This window comes from Streptomyces sp. NPDC056231 (assembly GCF_048270745.1).
Lineage (GTDB): Bacteria > Actinomycetota > Actinomycetes > Streptomycetales > Streptomycetaceae > Streptomyces.
Genome location: NZ_JBLVKW010000035.1, coordinates 40,667 through 57,072, shown reverse-complemented (window position 1 = coordinate 57,072; position 16,406 = coordinate 40,667). Strand labels below are relative to the sequence as shown.

The 16,406-nt window shown below is 70.4% G+C and carries 15 protein-coding genes; 4 read left to right on the top strand and 11 right to left on the bottom strand.

Annotation, left to right across the window (positions count from 1 at the left end; genetic code table 11):
• Positions 1-39: 39 nt before the first annotated feature.
• Entirely contained in the window at positions 40-1,428 is a 1,389-nt protein-coding gene (gene lpdA, locus ACNPQM_RS24880; protein ID WP_358858442.1) for a dihydrolipoyl dehydrogenase, read from the bottom strand.
• Positions 1,429-1,808: 380 nt separating this feature from the next.
• Positions 1,809-3,353 (bottom strand): leucyl aminopeptidase, encoded by a 1,545-nt coding sequence (locus ACNPQM_RS24875; RefSeq protein ID WP_418085786.1) that lies wholly within the window; start codon positions 3,351-3,353, stop codon positions 1,809-1,811.
• A 262-nt stretch (positions 3,354-3,615) separates the two neighbouring features.
• Here ACNPQM_RS24875 and ACNPQM_RS24870 point away from each other — a divergent pair, with 262 nt between their 5' ends.
• Positions 3,616-4,452, top strand: a complete 837-nt coding sequence (locus ACNPQM_RS24870; protein ID WP_418085785.1) for an endo alpha-1,4 polygalactosaminidase — start codon at positions 3,616-3,618, stop codon at positions 4,450-4,452.
• A 94-nt stretch (positions 4,453-4,546) separates the two neighbouring features.
• On the opposite strand, the gene ACNPQM_RS24865 is transcribed toward ACNPQM_RS24870, so the two are convergent.
• Positions 4,547-5,326 (bottom strand): adenosylcobinamide-GDP ribazoletransferase, encoded by a 780-nt coding sequence (locus ACNPQM_RS24865; protein WP_418085784.1) that lies wholly within the window; start codon positions 5,324-5,326, stop codon positions 4,547-4,549.
• An 87-nt stretch (positions 5,327-5,413) separates the two neighbouring features.
• On the opposite strand from ACNPQM_RS24865, the gene ACNPQM_RS24860 reads away from it, so the two are divergent.
• Complete coding sequence (locus tag ACNPQM_RS24860; RefSeq protein WP_418085783.1) at positions 5,414-6,175, top strand: hypothetical protein; 762 nt, start codon at positions 5,414-5,416, stop codon at positions 6,173-6,175.
• Here the strand turns inward: ACNPQM_RS24860 and ACNPQM_RS24855 are convergent.
• From ACNPQM_RS24855 to ACNPQM_RS24835, 5 genes are all read right to left on the bottom strand, one after another.
• Positions 6,118-6,855, bottom strand: a complete 738-nt coding sequence (locus ACNPQM_RS24855; protein WP_358858437.1) for a hypothetical protein — start codon at positions 6,853-6,855, stop codon at positions 6,118-6,120. The two genes, ACNPQM_RS24860 and ACNPQM_RS24855, sit on opposite strands and share 58 nt — an antisense overlap.
• Positions 6,852-8,651 (bottom strand): phosphatidylglycerol lysyltransferase domain-containing protein, encoded by a 1,800-nt coding sequence (locus ACNPQM_RS24850; RefSeq protein WP_418085782.1) that lies wholly within the window; start codon positions 8,649-8,651, stop codon positions 6,852-6,854. The genes ACNPQM_RS24855 and ACNPQM_RS24850 overlap by 4 nt, the downstream gene beginning before the upstream one ends.
• An 88-nt stretch (positions 8,652-8,739) precedes the next feature.
• Complete coding sequence (cobT, locus tag ACNPQM_RS24845; protein WP_418085781.1) at positions 8,740-9,822, bottom strand: nicotinate-nucleotide--dimethylbenzimidazole phosphoribosyltransferase; 1,083 nt, start codon at positions 9,820-9,822, stop codon at positions 8,740-8,742.
• Between the two features lie 281 nt (positions 9,823-10,103).
• The gene (locus ACNPQM_RS24840; protein ID WP_418085780.1) at positions 10,104-10,931 is read right to left on the bottom strand and encodes a class I SAM-dependent methyltransferase; all 828 of its coding nucleotides are present in this window, start codon (positions 10,929-10,931) and stop codon (positions 10,104-10,106) included.
• A 40-nt stretch (positions 10,932-10,971) separates the two neighbouring features.
• Entirely contained in the window at positions 10,972-12,174 is a 1,203-nt protein-coding gene (locus ACNPQM_RS24835) for a bifunctional adenosylcobinamide kinase/adenosylcobinamide-phosphate guanylyltransferase (RefSeq protein ID WP_418085779.1), read from the bottom strand.
• Between the two features lie 111 nt (positions 12,175-12,285).
• Here ACNPQM_RS24835 and ACNPQM_RS24830 point away from each other — a divergent pair, with 111 nt between their 5' ends.
• Complete coding sequence (locus tag ACNPQM_RS24830) at positions 12,286-12,495, top strand: hypothetical protein (protein ID WP_358858432.1); 210 nt, start codon at positions 12,286-12,288, stop codon at positions 12,493-12,495.
• A 68-nt stretch (positions 12,496-12,563) separates the two neighbouring features.
• Here the strand turns inward: ACNPQM_RS24830 and ACNPQM_RS24825 are convergent, their stop codons facing one another.
• From ACNPQM_RS24825 to ACNPQM_RS24815, 3 genes are all read right to left on the bottom strand, one after another.
• Positions 12,564-13,637, bottom strand: a complete 1,074-nt coding sequence (locus ACNPQM_RS24825) for a S1C family serine protease (RefSeq protein ID WP_418085778.1) — start codon at positions 13,635-13,637, stop codon at positions 12,564-12,566.
• 238 nt (positions 13,638-13,875) lie between these two features.
• On the bottom strand, positions 13,876-14,610 hold the full coding sequence (locus ACNPQM_RS24820; protein ID WP_418085796.1) for a class I SAM-dependent methyltransferase: 735 nt from the start codon (positions 14,608-14,610) through the stop codon (positions 13,876-13,878).
• Positions 14,611-14,726: 116 nt separating this feature from the next.
• Entirely contained in the window at positions 14,727-15,326 is a 600-nt protein-coding gene (locus ACNPQM_RS24815) for a DUF3043 domain-containing protein (protein WP_358858430.1), read from the bottom strand.
• Positions 15,327-15,621: 295 nt separating this feature from the next.
• On the opposite strand from ACNPQM_RS24815, the gene ACNPQM_RS24810 reads away from it, so the two are divergent.
• Positions 15,622-16,404: a PspA/IM30 family protein gene (locus tag ACNPQM_RS24810; RefSeq protein ID WP_358858429.1), complete on the top strand. Its 783-nt coding sequence runs from the start codon at positions 15,622-15,624 to the stop codon at positions 16,402-16,404.
• The last annotated feature ends 2 nt before the right edge of the window (positions 16,405-16,406 follow it).

Here is a 16,406-nt window from a genome sequence, read left to right as displayed (position 1 = left end):
AAGTGCGGAAGTGGGTCGGTCGTCGCGCCCGGGACTGGATCAGTCGTGGGAGTGGAGGGGCTTGCCGGCCAGGGCCAGGTGGGCCTCGCCGAGCGCTTCACTCTGCGTCGGGTGGGCGTGGATGAGCTGCGCGACCTCGGCCGGCAGCGCCTCCCAGTTGTAGATCAGCTGGGCTTCGCCGACCTGCTCGCCCATACGGTCACCGACCATGTGGACGCCGACCACGGCACCGTCCTTGACCTGGACGAGCTTGATCTCGCCCGCGGTCTTGAGGATCTTGCTCTTGCCGTTGCCGGCAAGGTTGTACTTCAGGGCGACGACCTTGTCCGCGCCGTAGAGCTCCTTGGCCTTGGCCTCGGTGATGCCCACGGAAGCGACCTCGGGGTGGCAGTACGTCACCCGGGGGACACCGTCGTAGTCGATCGGGACGGTCTTCAGACCGGCCAGCCGCTCCGCCACCAGGATGCCCTCGGCGAAGCCGACGTGCGCGAGCTGCAGCGTCGGGGCCAGGTCGCCCACGGCCGAGATGGTCGGAACGTTGGTCTGCATGTACTCGTCGACGAGGACGTAGCCGCGGTCCATCGCGACGCCGGCCTCCTCGTAGCCCAGACCCTGCGAGACCGGGCCGCGGCCGATCGCGACCAGCAGCACCTCCGCCTCGAACGTCTTGCCGTCGGCGAGGGTCACGCGGACACCGTCCTGCGTGTACTCGGCGCTCTGGAAGAACGTACCGAGGTTGAACTTGATGCCGCGCTTGCGGAAAGCGCGCTCAAGAAGCTTCGAGCTGTTCTCGTCCTCGACCGGAACGAGGTGCTTCAGGCCCTCGATGATCGTGACGTCGGTACCGAAGGACGTCCACGCCGAGGCGAACTCGACGCCGATGACGCCGCCGCCCAGGACGATCGCGGACTTCGGGACGCGGTCCAGCTTCAGCGCGTGGTCCGAGGAGATGATCCGGTTGCCGTCGATCTCCAGGCCCGGCAGCGACTTCGGCACGGAGCCCGTCGCCAGGAGCACGTGGCGGCCCTGGATGCGCTGGCCGTTCACGTCCACCGAGGTGGGGGAGGAGAGCCGTCCCTCACCCTCGATGTAGGTGACCTTGCGCGAGGCGATGAGACCCTGCAGACCCTTGTACAGGCCCGAGATCACGTCGTCCTTGTACTTGTGGACGGCCTCGATGTCGATGCCCTCGAAGGTGGCCTTGACGCCGAACTGGTCGGCCTCGCGTGCCTGGTCGGCGACCTCGCCGGCGTGCAGCAGCGCCTTCGTGGGGATGCAGCCGTTGTGCAGGCAGGTGCCGCCGACCTTGCCCTTCTCGATCAGAGCGACGTCCAGGCCCAGCTGCGCTCCGCGCAGGGCCGCGGCGTAACCGCCGCTACCACCGCCGAGGATCACTAGGTCGAAAACGGTGCTGGCGTCGTTCGCCACGTCACGTCCTCCATGCATGTGCGCCGTACGCCGGGCCCCGTCGCTGGGGGATGACCGGCCGGTCGGCTGGTGTTCGGCCGCTTTTGTTATTCGGCCCTGTGGTGGGGGCCCTGTCCTGCCGAGAACCCATCTTCGCACTTGTTGAGGGTGGGCGGGACGCGGGGCCCGGGTCCGGGACGGATGATCACCCGTTCCGGACGGTTACTGCTGCGTAGAGATTGGTAGGAGCGGCGCGAAGCACCACGGTGGAAGGGTGGGGGTGGGAGACGGGTAGGAGTGCGGATTTCGTTGAGAGCGAAACCTGTGCGTGCTGTCGATGCCGACGGGTGAACACGTACGGCCCCGGACGTATGCCCGGGGCCGTACGCACGGAGCATCCTCTAGCCGAGGTCCCCGGCGGCGGTGCGCTCCGCCAGCTTCACCAGCGTGCGGACCGCGGAACCGGTGCCGCCCTTCGGCGTGTAGCCGTACGGCGCGCCCTCGTGGAAGGCCGGACCCGCGATGTCCAGGTGCGCCCAGGCGATGCCCTCGCCCACGAACTCCTGCAGGAACAGACCGGCCACCAGGCCGCCGCCCATCCGCTCACCCATGTTGGCGATGTCGGCGGTCGGGGAGTCCATGCCCTTGCGCAGGTCGGCGGGGAGCGGCATCGGCCAGGAGGCCTCACCGACCTCCTCGGCGATCTCGTGGATGGACGTCCGGAAGGCGTCGTCGTTCGCCATGATGCCGAAGGTGCGGTGGCCCAGGGCCAGGACCATTGCTCCGGTCAGGGTCGCCACGTCGACGATCGCGTCCGGGTTCTCCTCGGAGGCGCGGGTCAGCGCGTCGGCGAGGACGAGCCGGCCCTCGGCGTCCGTGTTCAGCACCTCGACGGTCTTGCCGCTGTACATGCGCAGCACGTCACCCGGGCGGGTGGCGTTGCCGGACGGCATGTTCTCGGCGAGCGCCAGCCAGCCGGTGACGTTGACCTGGAGGCCGAGACGGGCGGCCGCGACGACGGCCGCGAACACGGCGGCGGCGCCGCTCATGTCGCACTTCATCGTCTCGTTGTGACCGGCCGGCTTCAGCGAGATGCCGCCCGAGTCGTAGGTGATGCCCTTGCCGACCAGGGCCAGGGTCTTCTCCGCCTTCGGGTGCGTGTAGGCGAGCTTCACCAGGCGGGGGCCGTGGGTCGAGCCCTGGCCGACGCCCAGCAGTCCGCCGAAGCCGCCCTTGACGAGCGCCTTCTCGTCGAAGACCTGCACCTTGATGCCGTGCTCCTTGCCGGCGGCCGTGGCCACGGCGGCGAAGGACTCGGGGTACAGGTCGTTCGGCGGGGTGTTGATCAGGTCGCGGGCGCGGTTGATCTCCTCGACGACCGCGGTGGCACGCTCTGCGGCCGCCTTGAACGCCTTGTCGCGCGGCTTGGCGCCGAGCAGGGCGACCTCGGCGAGCGGCAGCTTGGCACCGTTGCCGTTCTTCTTGTCCTTCGGCGCGAGCTTGTTCTCGCCGCCCTGGTACGCGGTGAAGGCGTACGCGCCGAGCAGTGCGCCCTCGGCGACGGCCTCGGCGTCCTCGACGGACGTGATCGGCAGCGCGAAGCCGGCCTTCTTGGAACCGGTCAGCGCACGCGCGGCGGAACCGGCGGCCCGGCGCAGTGCCTCGCCGTCGAACGCCGCGTCCTTCTCCGGGACCGGACCGAGTCCGACCGCGATGACGACCGGGACCTTGAGGCCGTCCGGTGCGTGGAGCTTGGTCACTTCGCCCTCGGCACCGGAGGCGCCCAGGGTCTCCAGGACGGTGGCGAGCTTTCCGCCGAACGCCTTGTCCACGGCCTCGGCGCCCGGTGCGACGACCAGGCCCTTGGCTCCCTTGGCGACGCCGACGACAAGTGCGTCGGCGCGCAGCGTCGCCGCACCGGCAGTGCTGAGAGTGAGAGCAGTCACGGTGGTGAAATCTCGCTTCCGTTGAGTTCGTTGTCGGTCGAGGGGTGGGCCGACCGTGCCCGGCGCATCGTAGACGCCGCCGCAATGTGCCGGGAATGAGCCTACGCGCGCCTTTGCTGCGGGATCACGGCGGCGGGCCGTCTGAGGCCTGTTCCGGCGGCAGGGCTCCGGCCCCCGGCCGGCCCGGTCGGGGGGGCGCGACGGCGCAACCGGCCCGGGAAGTAGGGTCGTTCGGAGGTGCCGGAGCGAGCGGGGGAGAGCGATGCGCGCCCAGCGGGCTGTACGCAGGACGAGACCGAAGTCGGCGGCGCCGGTCGTCGTGCTGATCCTGTCGGCGGTGCTGGCCGGCTGTACCGCGGCGCCTCGAACCACCTCCGCGGCGCGCTGGCAGCCGAAGCCGGGTACCGACTGGCAGTGGCAGCTCTCCGGCCGCCTCGACGCCACCGTGGACGTTCCGGTGTACGACATCGACGGCTTCGAGCACGATGCGCAGGCGGTCGCCGATCTGCACCGCCGCGGCCGCAAGGTCATCTGTTACGTGTCCACGGGCGCCTGGGAGGACTTCCGCCCGGACGCCGGGAAGTTCCCCGCCTCGGTCCTCGGGAAGGGCAACGGCTGGCCGGGGGAGCGCTGGCTCGACATCCGCCGCACGGATCTGCTCGGGCCGCTGATGGAGTCCCGGATCGAGATGTGCGCGAAGAAGGGCTTCGACGCGGTCGAGCCCGACAACATGGACGGATACCGCAACCGCACGGGCTTCCCCCTGACCGGCGCCGATCAGCTGCGCTACAACCGCCTCGTCGCCCGCATCGCCCACCGCCACGGACTCGCGGTCGGGCTGAAGAACGACCTGGACCAGATCCCGCAGCTGGAACCGGACTTCGACTTCGCGGTCAACGAACAGTGCGCCCAGTACGACGAGTGCGCCGACCTCACCCCGTTCATCGAGGCGGACAAGGCGGTGTTCCATGTGGAGTACGAGGTGCCGGTGGCACGGTTCTGCCCGGAGTCGACGAGGCTGCGTCTGAGCTCGCTCCGCAAGAAGTACGACCTGGGCACCTGGCGCCGGAGCTGCGCGGCGAGCCCGTCCGCGGAGTGAGGAGAAGACGGAGACCGGGCCGCCGCGTACCCCCGTCCGCCCAGGTCCCGTTCTGCCGGTCTTCGTGGGCCCGCCAGGGGTTACGGGACAGCCCTCAGCCCAGGGCCAGCGCCACCAGCGCCGCCGTCGCCGCCGTCTCCGCGACCGCCCCGAAGACGTCCCCGGTCACGCCCCCGAACCGCCGCACACAGTGCCGCAGCAGCAGCTGGGCGGCCATCAGCCCGGCCACTACGGCAAGGCCGTGGTGCAGCGCGCCGTATCCGCCGAACACCGCCCCCGCCCCCGACCCCGCGGCCACCACCGCGACCGTCACGGCCGCCGCCGCCCCCGTCGGCACCGTTCCCGCCACCGCCGCCCCCAGCCCCTCCGGCCGGGCCGGAGGCACGCCCTGACGGGACGCCAGTGTGAGCGCGAGGCGGGCGGTGACCCCCGCGACGACCGCGGCCACCGCGCCGTGCGCCCAGCCCTCCCCGTACAGCTGATGAAGGACCGCGACCTGGGCCAGGAGTACGAACAGCAGGGTGATGACACCGAATGGCCCAATGTCCGACTGTTTCATGATGCGCAGCGCGTCCGCCGCAGGCTTGCCGCTGCCGAGCCCGTCCGCCGTGTCGGCGAGCCCGTCGAGGTGCAGCCCCCGAGTGAGGACCGCGGGCACCGCGGCGGAGGCGACCGCCGCGAGGAGCGGCCCGGACCCGAGCAGCAGCAACAGCGCGCCGGGGACCGCCGCGAGCAGCCCCACCACCAGACCAGCGAGCGGGGCGCTCAGCATCCCGGCACGGGCGGCCCCGCGATCCCAGCGGGTGACGCGGACGGGGAGCACGGTCAGGGTGCCGAAGGCGAACCGTATGCCGTGGCTGTTCAGGGAGGTCACGGCGCGCAGGCTATTCCCTCGGCCGGGCCGCTAGATTGGCCGAAACGCTGCAAAACACCGCAAAGGCGGACCAACGGGAGTGGTGGCATGGGTCACTGGTTCGATCAGAACTTCGTCGAGCCGGGGAAGCTGCCCCTGCTTCTCTCCCTGGCCGCCTTCGTGCTGACCTTCGCCATCACCCGTCTCATCACCCGGATGATCAGGGCCGGGAAGGGGCCGTTCCGCAACATCACGCCCGGCGGGTTGCACGTCCACCATGTGGTGCCCGGTGTGGTGCTGACGGTGATCGGCGGCTTCGGCGCGATCTCCAGCGGACGGCACGGCGTCGGGGCGGGCATCTGCGCGGTGATCTTCGGGATGGGCGCGGGACTGGTGCTGGACGAGTTCGCCCTGATCCTCCATCTCGACGACGTGTACTGGTCCGAACAGGGCCGCCAGAGCGTCGAGGTCGTCGTCCTCACCACGGCGCTCGTCCTGCTCCTCCTCGGCGGCTTCTCACCGCTCGGGGTGAAGGAACTGACCAGCGATCAGCAGCAGGGCCGGCTCGGCATCGTCCTGACCCTGCTGATCAACTTCTGCTTCGTGCTGATCGCTCTGTTCAAGGGCAAGGCGCGGATGGCGGTGATCGGCACCCTGGTGCCGTTCGTCGCCCTGTTCGGGGCGATCCGGCTGGCCCGGCCGACGTCGATGTGGGCGAAGAGGCTCTACCGCAACCGGCACCGCGCCCGTGCCAGGGCGGTGCTGCGCGCGTACCGCCACGACCGGCGCTGGGTGGGGCCGAGCCGCAGGTTTCAGGACCTCATCGGCGGAGCGCCGGACCGAGACCGGCTTTCCGCGCCCAAGTCCTGATCGCTGCGGGCGGGCAGCTGTCTACGCCTGTCGTGCCAGGTGGTGAGACCGCACAGGATCAGCACCGCGGCGATCGCCGCCAGGTGTTCCTTGCCGGCCAGGTTGTTCCTGAAGATCACTTCGATGACCATCACCGCGATCACCGCCGCCCCGGTGCGCCACGCCCGGTAGGCGTGGCACACATAGACCGCGACCCCGACCACCGCCGCCGACGGTCCGGTGTCGACGACCTGCGCGTCGGATGCGGGCAGTCCGAACAGCCCGTCCGGGCCTACCGCGACGCCGGTCCGTGCGTACAGTGTCCCGGCCAGCGTGGCGACGTACGCGATGAGCAGCGTGCGCCGTCGTCCGAGACAGATCTCGGCGGCCCCGAACACCACGAGCACCTGCGCCAGCGCACCCCACACCGGCAGATCGAGCGCGGGCACGAACAGCGACAGCGGGGTACGCAGCAGGGCGGTCCACAGCGGGTCCTCGGCCCGCACCGAGCCGAGGACCCGCACCGGACGTAATCCCCACGGCTGGCTCTGCACCACATGGAGCAGCGCCGTCAGGCCGACCGCGGCCAGCGTCATCGGAACCGCGCGCAGCCGGGAACGGGTGAGCCCCCCGTGTACGGTCGAGAACAGCGGCCCCCATTCGCGGCGGGCGGCCTCGGGCAGCGCCGCCATCGGTCTCATCTATGGGTCTCCAGGTGCGAGCGGTGCAGCCACTTGGGCAGCCCGGGCGCCTCCAGGAACCCTTCGGCGCGGCCCGCGGCGATGCCGATGCGCAGCAGGTCGGAGCTCTTCTCGAAGAGCATGAAACGCGGCTCCCAGATCGGTCGGTACTTGGCGTTGGCGCGGTAGAGCGACTCGATCTGCCACCAGCGCGAGAAGAAGCTGAGCAACGAGCGCCACAGCCTCAGCACCGGTCCCGCGCCGAGTCGCGATCCCCTCTCGAAGACCGACCGGAACATCGCGAAGTTGAGCGACACCTGCGTGATCCCGATCTCTTTGGCGCGCTGGAGGAGTTCGATGACCATGAACTCCATCAGACCGTTCTCGGCGTTCCGGTCACGGCGCATCAGGTCCAGCGAGAGACCGTTCGGGCCCCAGGGCACGAAGCTCAGTACGGCGCGCAATTCGCCGGGGCCGCCCGCTCCTTCGCCTTGCTCCTTCTCCGCCGCGTCACGGCATTCGAGCATCACGCACTGGCCGTCCGCCGGATCGCCGAGCCGCCCCAGCGCCATCGAGAAGCCGCGCTCGGTCTCGCCGTCGCGCCAGTCGTCGGCGCGTCGCACCAGTTCGGCCATCTCCTCGTCGGGGATGTCTGAGTGGCGCCGGATGGTCACCTCGTACCCGGCGCGCCTGATCCGGTTGTACGCCTGGCGGACGGTCCGCATCGCCCGCCCTTCGAGGGTGAACTCGGCGGTCTCCACGATTGCCTCGTCGCCGAGTTCCAGCGCGTCGAGCCCGTGCCGGGCGTAGACCGTGCCGCCCTCCTCGCTCACCCCCATCACCGCTGGGATCCAGCCGTGTTCGCGGGCCTCGGCCAGCCATGGCTCGATCGCGCCGGGCCAGGCCTCCAAGTCGCCGATCGGATCACCGGAGGCGAGGGAGACCCCGCCGACCACCCGGTAGGTGACGGCCGCCTTCCCGGTCGGCGACCAGATGACGCTCTTCTCCCGGCGCAGTGCGAAATAGCCGAGCGAGTCGCGTTCGCCGTGCTTTTCGAGGAGGGCGCGGAGCCGGTCCTCGTCCTGCGGGGTGATCGGGTCGACGGCCCGGCGTGAGCGGAACGCCACGTACACGACAGCGATCAGCAGCAGGGTGGAGAGGATGTTGATGACGACATTGACCCAGCCGGGAACGGTGATGCCGGGGAAGCGGGCTTCGTCGGTCGCGACGGAGACCAGCCGCAGCGCGCCGTAGCGCCAGCGGTCGAGGAAGGCCGACCGGTCCTCGTCGTGCGCCGTGTTCGTGACGGTGACCAGCAGGGTGGCGATCAGCGAGGTGACCAGCAGCCCGCCGAGGGCGACCGCGGCCGCCAGCTTCGCGTTGGACCGGTCGCCCTTCGCGTAGAACTCCCGCCGGCCCAGGATCAGCGCCACGAAGAATGCGGCTGTCAGCGTCAGGGAGATCCAGTTCTGCGGGTACTGCCGGATCTCCGGAAAGACGATCACGAAGGCGAAGAGCAGGAGCAGGAGGCCGCTCAGCACCATGTTGACGATCCAGGCGGCGCGCTTGCGCCGTCGCATGGTGATCGCGAGGAAGAGGGCGACCACTCCGGAGGAGAAGCCCGCGGTGAGCAGATAGGGCGTGAAGTAGTTCTCGGTGTTGTGCCGGCGCAGGTCCTGACCGAGCGTGACCCAGACGGCGCTCAGGAAATTGATGAATGACACGATGCGCAGATACCAGATGGCGAATGCCGCACTGCGTCGTGAGCGGACGGTGCTCTGCCGGGCGCCCTGGCCAGCCAATTGGACCTCTCCCATAAAAAGCGATCATATGGGGGATTTCGCTCCATGGGGAGGCCCGCTGCGGCCGGTGTCCGGGGCCGGCGGCCGCAGCGCAGCAGGGTCCTCAGTCGTCGTCCGCGTCGGTCTTCGAGGCGCCGTCCTCGTCGGCCGGCGCACGCTCGGGCAGCTCCGCCGCCAGCGCGGCGGCAGCCTGCACGAGCGGAAGCGCCAGCAGCGCCCCGGTCCCCTCACCCACGATGACGCCGTGGTCCAGCAGCGGGTTGAGCGCCATCCGGTCCAGCGCCTTCGTCTGTGCCGGCTCGCCGCTCACCTGACCGGCCAGCCACCAGTCCGGCGCCCGGAAGGCGGCCCGCTGAGCGACCAGCGCGCACGCCGACGAGACCACGCCGTCCAGGATCACCGGCAGCCTGCGCACCGCGCACTGGAGCAGGAACCCCGTCATCGCCGCCAGATCCGCGCCGCCGACCGTGGCCAGCAGCTCCAGCTGGTCGCCGAGGACCGGCCGGGCCCGCCGCAGCGAGTCCCGGATCGCGGCGCACTTGCGCATCCAGGCGAGATCGTCGATTCCTGCGCCGCCGCGCCCGGTGACCACCGAGGCGTCCGTGCCGCACAGGGCCGCGATCAGGGTGGCGGCCGCTGTGGTGCCACCGACGCTCAGATCGCCGAGCACCACCAGATCGGTGCCCGAGTCCGCCTCCTCGTCGGCGATCGCGATGCCCAGACGTACCGCCTGCTCGGCCTCCTCGGCCGTCAGCGCGTCCTCGATGTCGATCCGGCCGCTGCCGCGCCGCACCCGGTGACGCACGACCGACTCGGGCAGCAGCTCCGGCTCGCAGTCCAGGCCGGCGTCGACGATCCGCACCGGTACGGAGAACTGGCGGGCCAGCACGGCCAGCGGTGTCGAGCCCTCCAGTGTGGCCCGGACCAGCTCGTGGGCGGTCCCGGCCGCGCGGCCGGAGACACCGAGCTCGGCCACCCCGTGATCACCGGCGAAGAGCACCACGCGCGGCTGCTGGATCGGTCTGACCGGCACGGCCTGCTGGGCGGCCGAGAGCCACTCGCCCAGCTCGTCGAGCCGGCCGAGGGCGCCCGGCGGCACGATCTGCCGCTCCCGGCGTTCCTCGGCGTCGCGCCGTACGCCGCCGTCGGGGCGTTCGATCAGGTCGGAGAAGTCGTCCAGATTCACGGGAGTCTGCCTCGCGGGTCGTTACGTGGTGTGGGCCGGTGAGAGCCAGCCGGGTGGCCTCTGATCGGGCGGCCACGCCCTGGCACGCACGCTTCCGGCGTTGCCGAAATGTCCTGGTAGCTCCGCTACAAGGTCATCCCGGCGCCTTGGAATCGCACGCACCATGCTGCGTCCGCTCTCCGATCGAAGGTCACCCGACAGGCTCTGAGCCCGGCGGCGGGCTCATTGCGGAACAGTACCTGCCATGATTCTGACGCCTCTTCAGTGCTGCGGCCGGCCCGTCAGGCCCCGAAGCGCAGCAGCGTCACCGCGGGGGTCAGCGTCCGCAGCCCGGGCGTCAGATGCTGGAGCCGGATCAGTTCTCCCATCGCGCCCCGCCCCCGCGGCAGCCCCAGCGCACGCACCTCGGTGATGTTCGGATGCGCACTGCGCAGCTTCTTCCGCTCGCCCGGATTCATCGCCCAGTGCATCGGCGGGACGGTCATGGAGCCGACCTTCAACTTCCCGGCCACCGTCCACTTCGCCGGCCGACGCGCCATGGAGTCCAGCACGAGCACCCCGCCCGGCAGCCGTTCGGCGCAGGTCGCCAGGATCTTCCGTACCTCCCAGGGCTGCAGATACATCAGCAGCCCCTGCGTCGTGACGATCACGCCCTGGCCCGCAGGGTCCTCGATCTCGTCCAGCCAGGAGGGATCGGCCGCCGGCCGGGAGATCGCCCGCAGCCGGTCCGAGGAGGGCAGCAGCGCGCGGCGCAAAGCTGCCACCTGGGGCAACTCCACGCTCAGCCAGGTGAGCCGCCCGTTGTCGACCCGCCAGAAGCCGGTCTCCAGACCGTCGCCGAGCGCGACGACGGTGGCCTCCGGATGTCCGCGCAGATAGCCCTGCACCGTCAGGTCGAAGCAGCGTGAGCGCAGCGCCTGCGCCTGCGAGTGGAAGGCGTTCGGCCGCCCGAAGCGCTCCTCGAAGGGGTAGTCGAGGTCCGCCATGAGCTGCAGCGCCATCGGATCGTCGATGACGGGATAGAGCTGCCCCGCCTCGTACGCCCGGTTGTAGAGCGTCCAGAGCAGGGTCTCCGGAACGCCTTTCAGCATCGGCCTCACTCGCGCCATGTCCGCTCCCTTCCTGCCGCTGATGCTGCTGCGGTGCGGGTCAGCCGCGCAGCGTCAGCGCCTGACCGGCCACCACCAGCAGCACGTGCTCGCACTCGTCGGCGAACGCGGCGTTGAGCCGCCCCAGCTCGTCCCGGAACCGCCGGCCGGCGGCCGTCGCGGGCACCACGCCCGAGCCGACCTCATTGGTCACGGCGACAACCGTGCGCCGCGTTCCGCGTACCGCGCCGACCAGTTCGGCGATCCGCTCCCGCAGCGCGCGCTCACCGCCCTCCGCCCACGCCGCGTCGTCCCAGGCGTTCACCCGGTCCATCGCGTCCGTCAGCCACAGCGACAGGCAGTCGATCAGCAGCGGCGGCCCGTCCGACTCCAGCAGGTCCACCAGCTCACAGGTCTCCTCGGTGCGCCAGGCGGCCGGTCTGCGCTCCCGGTGCAGCCCGACCCGGGCCATCCACTCCGCGTCGCCTGCGCGGCCGCCGCCGGTCGCCACGTACACCACCTCGGGGAAGGTCTCCAGCCGCCGCTCGGCCTCCACCGACTTACCGGACCGCGCACCGCCCGTCACCAGCGTCCGCCGCGGGATATCCGATATGGCGTGGTACTGGCCGACCACCAGTGTCGTCCCGTCCGGCACGGTCCGGGCGCCGGCCGCCGCGAGCCGCCGGTCCAGCTCGGGGCCGGTGGGCGCGTCGTGGTCCAGATGGACGGCGATGACCTCGGTGGCCGGCCCGATCGCTTCGACGGCCCGCAGCCTGGCCATGGCGTCCGGGCGTCCGGTCACATCACCGACCACCATGTCGTACGGTTCCGCCACCCGGTCCGTGAGACCGGCGGGGGCCGCCCCCGGCGGCATGTACAGCAGCCGCACGCCCTCCGGGGACGTCACCTCGTACCCGGTTCCCGGCGAGTCCATCGGCACCGCCCGGATCCGGTGCCCGCTGATCAGCGTCAGTACCTGCCCGTCCGGCACCCGTCCGGCCGAGGGCAGCCCGGCGGGCAGCTCCACGGCGGGCCCGTCGTGCGGATGAGTGAGCAGCACCTGCCGTACGCCGGTCAGTGAATGACCCGCGCGTGCGGCGGCGAACACGGCCCCGGGGGTGAGATCGAGCAGCAGCGCGTCGTCGACCAGCAGTGCGGTCGCGGCGCGCGCCCACACCCCGCGGGCTGTGGCGCAGGCGGCGCACGGACAGTCGGGGCGCGGCAGCCCGTCGGGGGCTCCGGTGCCGAGCAGTGTCAGTTCCACGCTCCGATCCTCCCGCGTCCCCGCACCGACTGCGCGACCAACCCCATGGATCTCGGTCCGAAAGGCCCCAGGCACTAGGCTGCGGGCAGCAACGCGACCCAGGAGGCGGACATGGCGTGGACGTGGCGGTTCGAGAAGTCCGACGGTACGGAGACGGAGCCGGCCCTGCAGCCGGAGGAATTCACGACCCAGGGTGATGCGGAGACATGGATCGGTGAGTTCTGGAAGGAACTCCTGGACGGCGGGGCGGACCAGGTGACCCTCTTCGAGGACGCGACGAAGATCTACGGCCCGATGAGTCTCCAGGCCGACCAGGGCTGACCGCCGACACGGCGCACGAGGGCCCCGGGCGCCGTTCCTCGGCATCCGGGGCTCTCGTACGGCAGCGGTCAGATCTCGCCCAGCGTGACGGCCGCAGTCTTTTCCACACCGTCGCGCAGATAGGTCACGTTGACCTTCTGGCCCGGCTTGTCGCCGGCCAGAGTCTCGGCCAGCTCCGTCATCGTCGTGACCCGCGTGTCGCCGATCTTCGTGATGATGTCGCCGGCCCGAAGTCCGGCCTTGTCCGCGCTGCCGCCCGCCGTGACGGTGACCACCGCGATTCCGAACGGCTGGTAGTTGTCGTCGACGACTGTGCGGCCGGTGATGTTCAGCGCCGCCCGGCCCGAGTCGGTGACCTTGCCGCTCTTGATGATCTGGTCGGCCACCGTCTTCACCATCGAGGCGGGGATCGCGAACCCGATGCCCGGTGCCGCGCCGTTCATCTGCGGATCCGTCGCCGCCAGCGTCGGAATGCCGATCACCTCACTGTTCAGGTTCACCAGCGCACCGCCGCTGTTGCCCGGGTTGATCGCCGCCGAGGTCTGCACCATGTTCGCTATGGTCGCCCCGGTGCCACCCTCCGTCTGGCTCTCGCTGACGGTCCGGCCGACCGCCGACACGATGCCCTGCGTGACGCTGCTGGACAGTCCGAGCGGCGAACCCATCGCCAGCACTATCTGGCCGACCTCGACCTTGTTCGAGTCGCCGAACTTCGCCGGCTTCAGCCCGCTCGGTACGTTGTCGAGCTTGATGACGGCCAGGTCCTGCTCCGGATAGGTGGCGACCAGCGAGGCGCCCAGCACCTTCTCGCCGGTGGCGACGGTGACCTTGAATCTCTTCTCCGGGCCGACCACATGGGCATTGGTGACGATATGGCCCTTGCTGTCGTAGACGACGCCGGATCCGAGGCTGTTGGCGGCTTCGATCTGCACCACGGAGGGCAGCACATTCTTGATGACGGCCTCGTACTCGGCCTGCAGGTCACCTGCGGCCGAATTCGCATGCGGCGAGGCCGACTGCGTGGCAGTGGCGCTGGCCGAGTCCGAGTCGGAGCAGCCGGACAACAGGGCCATGGCGCAGACACCTGCGGTCAGAGGCAGCAGCAGCCGGTACAGACGGCGGCGCGAGTGGGAAGCATCCATGTCTGAATCATCAGCTTTTAACCCTATTGGCGGCCTGTTGGGTTCGGCCGATCGAGTGACGCCCGCTCCTCGTCCGTCCCTCGTCCGTCCCCAGGGAGCTCCAGCGGATCATGCCCTGGTCGCGGCGCCCGGCGCGGCACCTTGCCGCGCTGCCGGTACGCCGGAACGGTTCGCCGTCTGGACGTTCCGGCGCCTTGCGGTGCACCGGAGCGGGCGTCGTGAACCGTCCGGACGCTCTCTAGCCGCGCACTCCGCACAGATGCAGCAGCGCGGCAACCCGGCGGTACGGGTCCGTCCGTCCGGCCCGGTCCTCCGCGGCCAGCAGCCGGTCGAGTTCCGCGGCGGCCGGCAGTTCGACGTCATCGCTCACCTGGTCCGTGAAGATCCGCACTCCGTACCAGGCGTGCAACGGCGCGGCGATCCCGGCGAGCGTGGCCGTGAGGGCGTCCAGCCGGTCGGCGCGGACCGTCAGGCCCAGCCGGTTGGTGTACGTATCCGTGTCGAACGCGGCCAGTGCCGTGTCCCAGTCCCCGGCGGTGCCGGGCCGCATCGCCAGCGCGTCGCCGTTCCGTACGAGCAGTGAGAGCAGCCCGCCGGGCGCCAGCATCCGGGCCAGCCCCGCCAGCAGCGCGTCCGGCTCCCGGGCGTACATCAGTACGCCGTGACAGAGCACCACATCGAAGCTGCCCGGCAGGAAGTGAACGCCGGTGTCCAGGCCGTCGCCCTCGATCAGCCGGACCCGCTCCCGGATGCCCGCGGGCTCGTCCCCGAGCGCTGCGCGGGCGGCCTTCAGCATCTCGGCGTCGGACTCCAGGCCGGTCACCGTGTGGCCGGCCCGGGCCAGCCGCAGCGCCTGCGTGCCCTGCCCCATGCCGACATCGAGGACCCGCAGCCGCTGGCCGACCGGGAAGCGCGCGGCTATCTGCTCGTCGAGCTGCCGGGCGACGAGTTCCTGGCGGACGGTGTTGCGCAGCCCGCCGAGCCCTCCGAGCCACGCCGAAGGGGCCCCGGTGAACCCGGAGTCCCTGGAGGGGGCACTGTCCGGCAGGTCTGCGGACGGACCGCTGACCAAGCCGGAAAGCTCCGTACTCAGGGTCGCTCTCCGCGCTTGACCTGCGGCTTCGGCAGACGGAGCCGACGCATCTGAAGCGTACGCATCAGGCCGTAAGCGACCGCACCGCGCTTCGGCGTGTCGGGGAAGCGCGCGTTCAGCTGCTTCTTCAGCCGGAACGCGAGACCGATCGAGTCGATGACGATCAGCACGATCACGGCGAGCCAGAGCAGCAGCGAGATGTTCTGGATGTTCCGCACCTGGATCACGCTGAGGATCAGGATGATCACGGCGAGCGGCAGGAAGAACTCCGCGATGCAGAAACGCGAGTCCACGAAATCGCGGACGAAGCGTCGCACCGGACCCTTGTCACGGGCCGGCAGGTAGCGCTCGTCGCCACTGGCGAGCGCCTCGCGCTGCTTGGCCAGGTCCACCCGGCGCGCTTCGCGCTGGCGCTTCATGGCCTCCTTGCGGTCGAGCGGCGCGCCACTGGAGGCACGACGGCGCTGCGACTGGGCATCGCTGCGCTTGGGGGTGGGGCGACCTTTGGGGGCCTGCGGGTCGCGGGGCTGCGTGGAGAGGTCCGCCGTCACCTTGGTGGCGGGGGCCTTCTCATCCTTCGAACGGCTACGGAACACAAAACCCAAGGGTACGGGGTCGGTCGCGACGACCCCAGCCCGGTCGGGAACGATCCGGCAACAGCCTGCGTCACCCCAGGTGTCCCGAGAGGGGCAGAACGGGCGTTGTCGCCGGTTTCCCCGACGGCCCCTACTCCCTGGGCCGGAGCGGTATCCGGGGGCAGTCGTCCTTGGGGAGGACCACATCCGTGCTCGAACAGTGCGGTAATAGAGACAGGGCCCGTACTGTGGGTTCTGTTGGAGTGCTGGAGCCCAGTCCGTCAGAAGGGGGCGCGCGAAGCCCATGAGCGGTGTCATGAAGCGTATGGGGATGATCTTCCGCGCGAAGGCAAACAAGGCCCTTGACCGGGCCGAGGATCCGCGCGAGACCCTCGATTACTCGTACCAGAAGCAGCTGGAGCTGCTTCAGAAGGTGCGCCGCGGTGTCGCCGATGTGGCGACCTCGCGCAAGCGCCTGGAGCTGCAGCTGAACCAGCTGCAGGGCCAGACGTCCAAGCTGGAGGACCAGGGCCGCAAGGCGCTTGCGCTCGGGCGCGAGGACCTGGCCCGCGAGGCGCTGTCCCGGCGCGCCGCTCTCCAGCAACAGGTCACCGACCTGGAGACGCAGCACACGACGCTGCAGGGTGAGGAGGAGAAGCTCACTCTCGCGGCCCAGCGGCTGCAGGCCAAGGTCGACGCCTTCCGTACGAAGAAGGAGACCATCAAGGCCACCTACACCGCCGCCCAGGCGCAGACCCGGATCGGCGAGGCGTTCTCCGGGATCTCCGAGGAGATGGGCGACGTCGGCCTGGCGATCCAGCGGGCCGAGGACAAGACCCAGCAGCTGCAGGCACGCGCCGGTGCGATCGACGAGCTGCTCGCCTCCGGCGCCCTGGACGACCCGACCGGGACGGCGAAGGACGACATCGCCGCCGAGCTGGACCGGATCTCCGGTGGTACGGATGTGGAGCTGGAGCTGCAGCGCATGAAGGCCGAACTGGCCGGCGGCTCCACCCCGCCACAGGCCATCGAGGGCGGCTCGCAGGACGCCGCCCAGCAGCAGTCCTCGCAGTCCCCGCACAGGTTCGACAAGCAGTAAGG

Coding starts and splice junctions, on each gene's coding strand:
- ACNPQM_RS24840 (WP_418085780.1), bottom strand. CDS start 10,931: ATGGCGCGAGTGAGGCCGATGCTGAAAGGCGTTCCGGAGACCCTGCTC.
- ACNPQM_RS24860 (WP_418085783.1), top strand. CDS start 5,414: ATGGGTCACTGGTTCGATCAGAACTTCGTCGAGCCGGGGAAGCTGCCC.
- ACNPQM_RS24850 (WP_418085782.1), bottom strand. CDS start 8,651: ATGGGAGAGGTCCAATTGGCTGGCCAGGGCGCCCGGCAGAGCACCGTC.
- ACNPQM_RS24830 (WP_358858432.1), top strand. CDS start 12,286: ATGGCGTGGACGTGGCGGTTCGAGAAGTCCGACGGTACGGAGACGGAG.
- ACNPQM_RS24825 (WP_418085778.1), bottom strand. CDS start 13,637: ATGGATGCTTCCCACTCGCGCCGCCGTCTGTACCGGCTGCTGCTGCCT.
- ACNPQM_RS24855 (WP_358858437.1), bottom strand. CDS start 6,855: ATGAGACCGATGGCGGCGCTGCCCGAGGCCGCCCGCCGCGAATGGGGG.
- ACNPQM_RS24810 (WP_358858429.1), top strand. CDS start 15,622: ATGAAGCGTATGGGGATGATCTTCCGCGCGAAGGCAAACAAGGCCCTT.
- ACNPQM_RS24870 (WP_418085785.1), top strand. CDS start 3,616: ATGCGCGCCCAGCGGGCTGTACGCAGGACGAGACCGAAGTCGGCGGCG.